The 8130-nt window shown below is 76.6% G+C and carries 6 protein-coding genes; all 6 read left to right on the top strand.

What is annotated here, in order from left to right:
* Positions 1 to 116 precede the first annotated feature (116 nt).
* The 6 genes from ACFVFS_RS33795 (at position 117) to ACFVFS_RS33770 (ending at position 8068) form a co-directional block, all read left to right on the top strand.
* Entirely contained in the window at positions 117 to 1013 is an 897-nt protein-coding gene (locus ACFVFS_RS33795; protein WP_380628699.1) for a hypothetical protein, read from the top strand.
* Between the two features lie 92 nt (positions 1014 to 1105).
* On the top strand, positions 1106 to 2161 hold the full coding sequence (locus tag ACFVFS_RS33790) for a hypothetical protein (RefSeq protein ID WP_380628698.1): 1056 nt from the start codon (positions 1106 to 1108) through the stop codon (positions 2159 to 2161).
* Positions 2162 to 2177: 16 nt separating this feature from the next.
* Entirely contained in the window at positions 2178 to 3599 is a 1422-nt protein-coding gene (locus ACFVFS_RS33785; RefSeq protein WP_380628697.1) for a hypothetical protein, read from the top strand.
* Positions 3596 to 5647: a dynamin family protein gene (locus ACFVFS_RS33780; RefSeq protein WP_380628696.1), complete on the top strand. Its 2052-nt coding sequence runs from the start codon at positions 3596 to 3598 to the stop codon at positions 5645 to 5647. Before ACFVFS_RS33785 ends, ACFVFS_RS33780 begins: the two co-directional genes overlap by 4 nt.
* A 4-nt stretch (positions 5648 to 5651) precedes the next feature.
* Entirely contained in the window at positions 5652 to 6596 is a 945-nt protein-coding gene (locus tag ACFVFS_RS33775; RefSeq protein WP_380628695.1) for a hypothetical protein, read from the top strand.
* A complete protein-coding gene (locus ACFVFS_RS33770) occupies positions 6593 to 8068 on the top strand; it encodes a dynamin family protein (RefSeq protein WP_380628694.1) in 1476 nt (491 codons plus the stop codon). The genes ACFVFS_RS33775 and ACFVFS_RS33770 overlap by 4 nt, the downstream gene beginning before the upstream one ends.
* Positions 8069 to 8130 lie beyond the last annotated feature (62 nt).

Below are 8130 nucleotides of genomic sequence, written 5' to 3'. Positions count from 1 at the left end.
CATCCGCACCGAGGGACCGCAGGAACCGCCGCACCGCAGGAACCGCCGCACCGCGCCCCGCCCTGCCCGAAAACGGACCGCCCGCCCGAGGACCCGCGAGAACCGCGAGGAACCGCATGGACATCGTGATGCTCGGCCACAGCGCGGCCGGGAAGACCAGCTACCTCTCCCTCATGTACGCCGCCATGTGCGACGGCGTCGAAGGCATGACCCTGAGCGCCGCCGATCGCTCCGCCCACCACGCGCTGCTCGCCGACGCCCGCGCCATCCGGCGCGGCCGCTACCCCCGCGCCAGCGACCGGCCCCACTGCTACGAGTTCGCGCTCTGCCACGACGGCGACGCGATCTTCCCGTTCCGCTGGACCGACCACCGCGGCGGCGCGCTCACCGAGCACCGCAGGTCCAGCCCGCAGGCCGCCCGCCTGCACGACGACCTGGTCGCGGCCGACGGCATCGTGCTGTTCGTCGACGCCCTCCGCCTGGACACCGACCCCGACGCCGCCGAGGACGTCCGCCGGCTGGTCGTCCGCGTCCACCAGGCGATCGCCGACCGGGAGGAGAGCGTGACCCCGCTGGTGATCGCCCTCACCAAGACCGACCTGGTCGACCTCGGCGCCCCCGACGCGGAGGAGCGCTTCGTCGGCCCGTTCATGCCGCTGATCGAGGCCGTCCAGGAGACCCGCCACATCCAGGGCGCGCTCATTCCGCTGGTGTGCGGACCGGAGCCGGAGGGCGTGGCACTGCCGGTGCTGTGGACGCTCCGGTTCGGCATCCTCGGCCGGGCCGTGGAGCTGTCCGCCTCGATCGACCGGCTGATGGCCTCCGCCCGCTTCGCCGACCAGCGCGACACCCTGTGGGACCGGCTCAGCAGCTGGTGGGAGGACGAGCCGTCCTGGGCCTCCATCCGCGACCGGGACCGCGCCCGGGCGGGCGCCGAACTGGCGCGGCTGCAACCGCTGGTGGAGCCCGCCGACCGGCTCGGCGAGCTGCTGGAGGACGTCCTCTCGTTCTGAACCGCCCGCGAACCGACACCCATGGGACCCACGCACCCACGCACCCACGCACCCACGAACCAGCGAACCCGCGAGACGAAGGACACCGCACCATGACGGTCCCCACCCTCACCCTCACCCTGCTCGGAGCCAGCGGCTCCGGCAAGACCGCCTACCTGCACGGCATGTACAACCGGCTCTCCTCGGGGGTCCAGGGCTACTACCTCTACACCACCGACCCCGACCTCGATCTCGACCTCGCCGAGGACTGGGCCCGGCTGCGCCGCACCGGCACGATGCCCAAGGCCACCTCGGAGGAGCCGATCTCCTACGAGTTCGTGTTCCGCCGGGGCATGCGCGACCTCATGACGATCGACTGCGTCGACTTCCGCGGCAACGCCGCCCTGGACCGGCGCGGCGCCGCCGCGGACGTCGCGCAGCTGGAGGAGCGGCTGATGCGCTCCGACAGCATCATCCTGGCGCTGGACTCCGAGCACGTGGCCGAGTGGATCAAGCACGGCGCGCCCGGCAACCTCGACCGGGACGACGATCCGATGGAGATCTCCCGGTTCAGCCGCGCGATCTCCCGGGTCTTCAGCAGCCGGCTGGCGGAGGGCGATCCGGTCCCCGGCGTGACCGTCCTGCTCACCAAGGCGGACCTGCTGGCCGAGCGCACCGGGCTGCGGGCGGCCGAGGCGCTCCAGATGGCGGGACGGAACTTCCCCAACCTCGTGCCGGTGCTGGCCGGCGACGACGCCGAGGGCGTCACGGTGGCGCTCTGCGCCGTCCAGCTCGGCAACTTCGGCGCGGCGGCCCAGGCCACCGTGGACGCCAGCCGGATCGCTCCGAAGAACCTCCACCTGCCGATCATCTTCAGCCTCCGCCACTACCTCAGCGAGGGCATCGTGCGGAACCGGCAGGAGATGGACCGGCTCGCCGGCGGCCTGGACGCCTCGCGCGGTGAACTGGCCGCGCTCAGCCAGGGCCTGTTCGGCGGCTTCTTCAAGGGGGCGCAGAAGACCAGCGCCCGACAGGAGATCGACCGGCTGCTCGCCAGCAGCTCGGCGACCTCGGCCGACCTGGCGCGGGCCCAGGAGCGCTGCCAGGAGCTGGACGCCGAGCTGCGGGGGGTCGCCATCTACCGCGACGGCCGGCTGCTGACGGACTGACGGACGGACGGATGCCATGACGAGTACGACGAACGACGGGCCGGAGCCCGGGAGCGCGGTCGGCGGGGCGGACGGTGCCGCCCCCGGCGGCTGGTCGGCCGTGGTCTACGGCCGGACCCTGCGGGTCGACCAGTGGTGGCGGGCACTGCCCGCCGGGGTCGACCGGCAGGGCCCGGTGGGGGACGCCGTGCGCGCCGCCGTGGCCGGCGGGAGCCGGCTGGAGTACGGTCCGCGCTTCCTGCTGCACCGCGACGGCCGGGGCGTCCTGGTCGGAGCCGCCTGCGAACTGGGCCTGATCAGCCGGGAGATGGTGCAGGACCGCTTCGGCCGCCCGCTGTACGGCTTCGTGGGCTGGTACCGGTCGGCGGCGGCCGGGCCGGGTGGGCGGCTCCCCGGACTCGGCGAGCTGGCCGAGCACCTGGTCGGCTGGGCCGGACCGGTCTACACCGAGTGGATCGCGCCCACCTGGGAGGCGGTCGGCCGGGAGGAGGCCGAGCCGCGCACCACCCGGCCGGTCGCCGCGCCGTGGCCGGACCGGCCGGGGGGAGCGGCGGATCCGGCACCGAAGCCGCCGGTCTGGCGGCCCGCTCATCCGGCGGGCAGCCATCTGCTGCCCGAGGCGGACGCGCCCGGCCTCTGGGCGGCGGCCGCGGCCGGGCCCGGCCGGTGTGTGCTGGTCACCGGCTGGCGGCGGCGCTCGGACGCCGAGGCCGGTCGGCTCACCCATCTGACCAGCGCGGACTGCCACGGGTACGAGTTGCTGTCGCCGCCCCCGCCACCTCCGCCGGCCCCGCCGCAGGGTGGGCCCGGGGCCGCGCCCGAGCAGGGGCGGGGGGTGAAGAGCGGGGCGAAGGACGGCGGGAAGGACGGTACGAAGGACGGCCCCGCGACGGGACCGGCGCCCGGACCCGGGCGCGGCCCGTCCGGGTGGGGGCGGACCGTGCGAGGCCTCGGGAAGCTCGGGAAGGTGGTCGTCGGCGCCCTCCGGCCGGACGACCCCGAGGAGCAGGACCGCGCGTCCGGGCAGCACCTCGGCGGCCGGTACCCGGTCACCGGGCAGGGCCCCTACGGCGCCCGTGACCGCGACCCGTACGACGGACTGGGCGATCCGCCGCCCGCCCCGGACGCGTCCCGCTCCGCCGGGCCCGGGGGTGCCGCGCCCGCGCCCGCGCCGGGCGTCCCGCGTCCCAGCGTCCCGCGTCCCGACGCGGACGAGCCGCCGCGCTGGCGGACCCGGGCGGTCGACCCGCAGGAGGCGAACCTGGCCGGCATGTTCGGCGAGTTCGACGAGGACCCCGCACCGCCGCCGCCCGCCGTACCGGCCGCCCTGCCACCGCCGTCGCCGCCCACCGCGCCGCCCGCCCCGACGCACCCGCCGAAGGGCGCCTCCACCGACCCCGCTGACCGGCCCGACCCCGCCACGGGAGAACCCTCATGACCCGGATCCGCCCCGAAGCCCCCTCCCGCACCCGCGTCCTGGACTTCGCGACCCGCACCGCCGACCTCCTCGAACGCGCCGCCCGCACGGCCGCCGCCGAAGCCCCGACGGTCCCGGACGACAACCGGGACACCGCCACTGCCACCGCCACCGACGCCACCGGCGGCGCCCGGCGGGTGCGCGCGGAGGCCGCCCGGGCCGCCGGTGGCGCCGCCTCGCTGGTCGTCGTCGGCGAGAAGAAGCGCGGCAAGAGCTCCACGATCAACAGCCTGGTCGGCGTCTGGGACCTCCTCCCGGTCGACGCCGACGTCGCCACCGGCGTGCACGTCGTCGTCCGGCACGGCGACCGCCCGCGCGCCGAGGCCTTCCTGCTGCCCGCCGCTGCCCCCGCCGCTACCGCCACGTCCGCCGCCTCCGCCCCGAACGCCTCCGACGCCGCCCCGCGCCCGGAGCCGATCCCGCTGGAGCGGATCGCCGAGTACGCCGCCGTCGACCCGGCCACCGGCCGTCCGCACCGCCTCGACGTGCACCACGTCGAGGTCGAGCTGCCCGTCCCGCTGCTGGCGGCCGGGTTGGAGCTCATCGACACCCCCGGCGTCGGCGGCCTGGTCAGCGGCCACGCCCAACTCGCGCTGGCCGCCCTGGAGAACGCCGACGCGCTGGTCTTCGTCGTCGACGGCTCCAGCGAACTCACCCGGTCCGAGCTGGACTTCCTCTCCCGCGCGACCGAGCGCACCGCCGAGACGGTGTTCGTACTCACCAAGACCGACAGCCACGACGCCTGGCCCGCCGTCCTCGAACGCAACCGCGAACTGCTCGCCCGGCACGCCCCCCGGCACGCCGACGCCCCCTGGTTCCCGGTCAGCAACCGGGCCCGCCGGGACGCCGCCGATGCCGCCGACACGGGTGAACTCGCGGACGCGGCCGAGCTGCTGGAGGAGAGCGGCTTCGAACCGCTGGACTCGCTGCTCCGCCGCCGGATCGCCGCCCGTGCCGCCGAGCTGCGGCTCGCCAACGTGGTGCAGGTCGCCCTCGCCGCGCTCACCGCCCCGCTCGCCGAGCAGGAGCAGCACCTGCGCTCGCTCCAGCAGGACCCGACGCTGGCCGCCGAGGTCGAGGCCACCGAGGAGGCGCTGCGCCAGCTCCAGTCGGAGAGCGCCCAGTGGCGGCGCGTCCTGACCAGCGGGGCCCGCGACCTCAAGAACACCCTCCAGCTCGGCCTCCGGCGCAGTCTCAACGACGTCCGCCAGGTGGCCGAGGCCAGGATCGCCACCTCCGAACCGGCCGCCCTGGCCCAGGAGTTCCCGGCCGATCTGGAGGCCCAGGTGGAGGCGGTCTGGCTGCAGCTGGACAACGCCGCCCGGCGCGGCCTGGCCATCCTGGAGGAACGGGTGCGGCGGGAGTGCGCCTCGGTGCTGGACGCCGGGCGCCCCGGCACGGCGCTCGCCGTGGTCCACGACGGTGACGGCGACGGCGCCGGCGAGGGGACCGTCATCCGCGCCGAACGCGAAGCCCCGCTGCCGGAGATGGTGCTCTCCACCCACCGGGACGGCGGCGCCCTGGGCGTGATCGAGAGCGTCATCCCGTCGATCGGCACGGCGGCCACCTTCGGCACCGTCGTCGCCCTGGTCACCAGCAGCGTGCTGCTGCCCGCCGTCGCCAGCTACGCGATGCTCGCCGTGCTCACCCGGCGCCGCCGCCAGCGCGCCGAGCTCGGCCGGGTGCGCGGCGACGCCACCCGCCACCTCAACCGGGTGCTGACCGACCTGAACACCGAGATCCCCGCCCAGATCACCGGCCACGTCGACGAACTGACCGACCGGCTCGCCGTCGCGCTCGACCAGGCGATCGCCGACGAGCGGCTCCGGCTGGAGCGGCGACTCGCCGACCACCGGCGCAACCTGGCCGCCTCCGCCGCCGACCTCGCGGCCGCCCGGGACCGCGCCAAGCGCCGGATCGGCTCGCTCACCGCGCTGCGCGACGAGGGCCTCGCCCTCGCCCGCTCCCTCGGCGGCACCACCGGCGCGCCGGGCCCGGGCCGGAGCTGACCGCATGGACCTGATGAACCTCCGGGTGGTCGCCCTCGGCCACAGCAGCGCCGGCAAGAGCAGCTACCTCGCCGCGATGTTCACCCACCTCGCGGCCGACCGCAAAGGCTTCCGGCTGGTCACCCCCGACCGCCGGACCGCCGAGGAACTGACCACCGCCGGCGGCCGGCTGCGCAAGGGCGTCTACCCGCCGCCGTCCTCGCGGCGCACCGAACTGCGGGCCGGGCTCCGGTACGGGCGCGGCGAGGTGCTGGGCTTCCACTGGACGGACTACCGGGGCGGGGCGCTCACCAGTTCCGCCGCCGACGACCCGGAGACCGCGCAGCTGCTGGAACGGCTGACCGACGCGGACGCCGTGGTGGTCTTCGCCGACACCCACCGCCTCGCCACCGACCCCGACTCCCACGACGAGGTGCGCCGCACCGTGGTGCTGCTGCACCGCGCCGTCACCGAGCAGCCGACGCCGCTGCCGATCGTCCTCGCCTACACCAAGGCCGACCTGGTGACCGACCCGGCCGACTGGGCCCGCGCCCGGAAGGCGATGGCTCCGCTGGAGGAACTCGTCGCCGGTGGCGGGCGGGTGCGCGGCACGACGGTCGCGGTCTCCTGCGGGCCCGGGCCGCGCGGCGTCGCGGTGCCCGTGCTGTGGTGCCTCTCCACCCTGCTCGGCCACCGGGCGGAGGAGCTCCAGCGACGGCTGGACGGGGCCGCGTCCATGGTGAAGAGTTCACGCAAGGAGGCCAACGGCGTCGACAGTCTGGTCTCCTGGTTCAAGGGCGTGGAGAGCGCGGCCCAGCGGCTGAGGTTCTGGGAGGGGCGGGTGCGCGAGCTCAAGGAGGAGGCGGCGGGGCTGCGCCGCCCGGCCCGGAAGCTCGCCAGGCTGCTGGAGCGCGAGCAGGGCGGCACCGCCCCGCCGACCGGTGCGCCCGCCCGGGCGGTGAACCGGTGACCGTCCCTCCGCACGGCGCCGAACTCGCCCCGGTGGTGGCCGGGTTCTGCGCCGAGCTGGCCGGCCGGCTGCCACCCGGCCCGGCGGCGGAGGCGGTGCGGGCCGTCCACGAGCGGCTGGCCGAGCGGACCCTGCGGATCGCCGTCGGCGGCCGGATGAACGCGGGCAAGTCCACCCTGGTGAACGCCCTGCTCGGCCGTCGGCTCGCGGCCTCGGCCGCCACCGAGTGCACGACGGTGGTCGCGTGGTTCCGGCCCGGGCGGCTCAACCGGCTCCAGGTCCGGCAGCGGGACGGCATCGCCCACTGGCAGGCCGGCGGCCTGCCGCGCGACCCCCGGGACCTCGGCGTGGGCGCCGACCGGATCGCCGAGGTCGTCGTCGAGGCCGCCGGGCTGCGGCCCGCCGGCGACTGCGTGCTCGTCGACACCCCCGGCCTCGACTCGCTCAGCGGCCTCGACGAGCCGGCCCTGGACGCCCTCGCCCGCGCCGACGCGATGATCTACGTCATGCCGCACCCCGGCGCGGGCGACGCCGAGGCGCTGGGCGCCCTGCGGGCCCAGGCCGACGGCCGGATGACCGCGCTCAACGCCGTCGGCGTGCTCAGCCGGATCGACCTGCTCGGCGAGGGCCACGGCGACCCCTGGCCGCGCGCCCGGCAGGTCGCCGCGACCAACGCCGCCCGGCTCGCCGGGCTGGTCGACGAGGTGCTCCCGGTGGTCGGACTGCTCGCCCAGACCGCCCTCGGCGACGACTTCACCGAACCGGACGCCGCCCTGGTGCGCCGGCTCGTCGAGGCCCCCGCCCCCGCCCTGCGCCGCGCCCTCTACTCAGGCCGGCGCTTCCTCGACTGGGACGGCGCGCCGCTCACCGGCCCCGAACGGCAGCGGCTGTTCGGCCTGCTCGGCGTCTACGGCATCGACACCGCCCTGGCGGCCGCCCGCCGGGCCCGCACCGAGGGCCGCCCGATCGGGGCCGCCGCCCTGCTCGCCGAGTTCCGGGCCGCCTCCGGCATCGCCGCCGTCGTCGAACACCTGCGGCTGCGCTTCGTCGACGCCGCCGACGCGCTGCGCTCGGCCGCCGCCCTCGGCGCCGTCGAGGCGGCCCTCGGCACCGGCGACGGCCTGCCCGCCGACGTCCTGCAGCAGGCCCGCACCCGGATCGGCGACCTGCGCCGGCACCCGGAACTGCGCCGCCACGAACTCGCCCGGGCCCTGGCCGCGGTGGCCGGGCAGCGGCTCGAACTCGACGAGGACACCGCCGCCGCCCTGATCGCCCTCGCCACCGGCCGCACCCCCGCCGCCCGCCTCCGCCTGCCCGCCGACGCCGCCCCCGCCGAACTGCGCCGGGCGGCGGCGGGCGCCGCCCGCGACTGGCGCCGTCTGGAGGACGGCCCCCTGCGGGACGTCGGCCGCTACGCGCGGATCGCCCGCGAACTGTGCGAGGGCATCTACTTCGCCACGCCGCCGGCCTGACCGCCCCGCATGCGGGTGCGGTGGCCTGTTCCGGGCCGCCGCATTCCGGGCAAATCGACGGT

The organism is Kitasatospora sp. NPDC057692 (assembly GCF_042799475.1).
GTDB lineage: Bacteria > Actinomycetota > Actinomycetes > Streptomycetales > Streptomycetaceae > Kitasatospora.
Note: the sequence above shows the minus strand (reverse complement) of the source record. Positions and strands in the feature narration are given on the sequence as shown.

Coding starts and splice junctions, on each gene's coding strand:
- ACFVFS_RS33795 (WP_380628699.1), top strand. CDS start 117: ATGGACATCGTGATGCTCGGCCACAGCGCGGCCGGGAAGACCAGCTAC.
- ACFVFS_RS33790 (WP_380628698.1), top strand. CDS start 1,106: ATGACGGTCCCCACCCTCACCCTCACCCTGCTCGGAGCCAGCGGCTCC.
- ACFVFS_RS33785 (WP_380628697.1), top strand. CDS start 2,178: ATGACGAGTACGACGAACGACGGGCCGGAGCCCGGGAGCGCGGTCGGC.
- ACFVFS_RS33780 (WP_380628696.1), top strand. CDS start 3,596: ATGACCCGGATCCGCCCCGAAGCCCCCTCCCGCACCCGCGTCCTGGAC.
- ACFVFS_RS33775 (WP_380628695.1), top strand. CDS start 5,652: ATGGACCTGATGAACCTCCGGGTGGTCGCCCTCGGCCACAGCAGCGCC.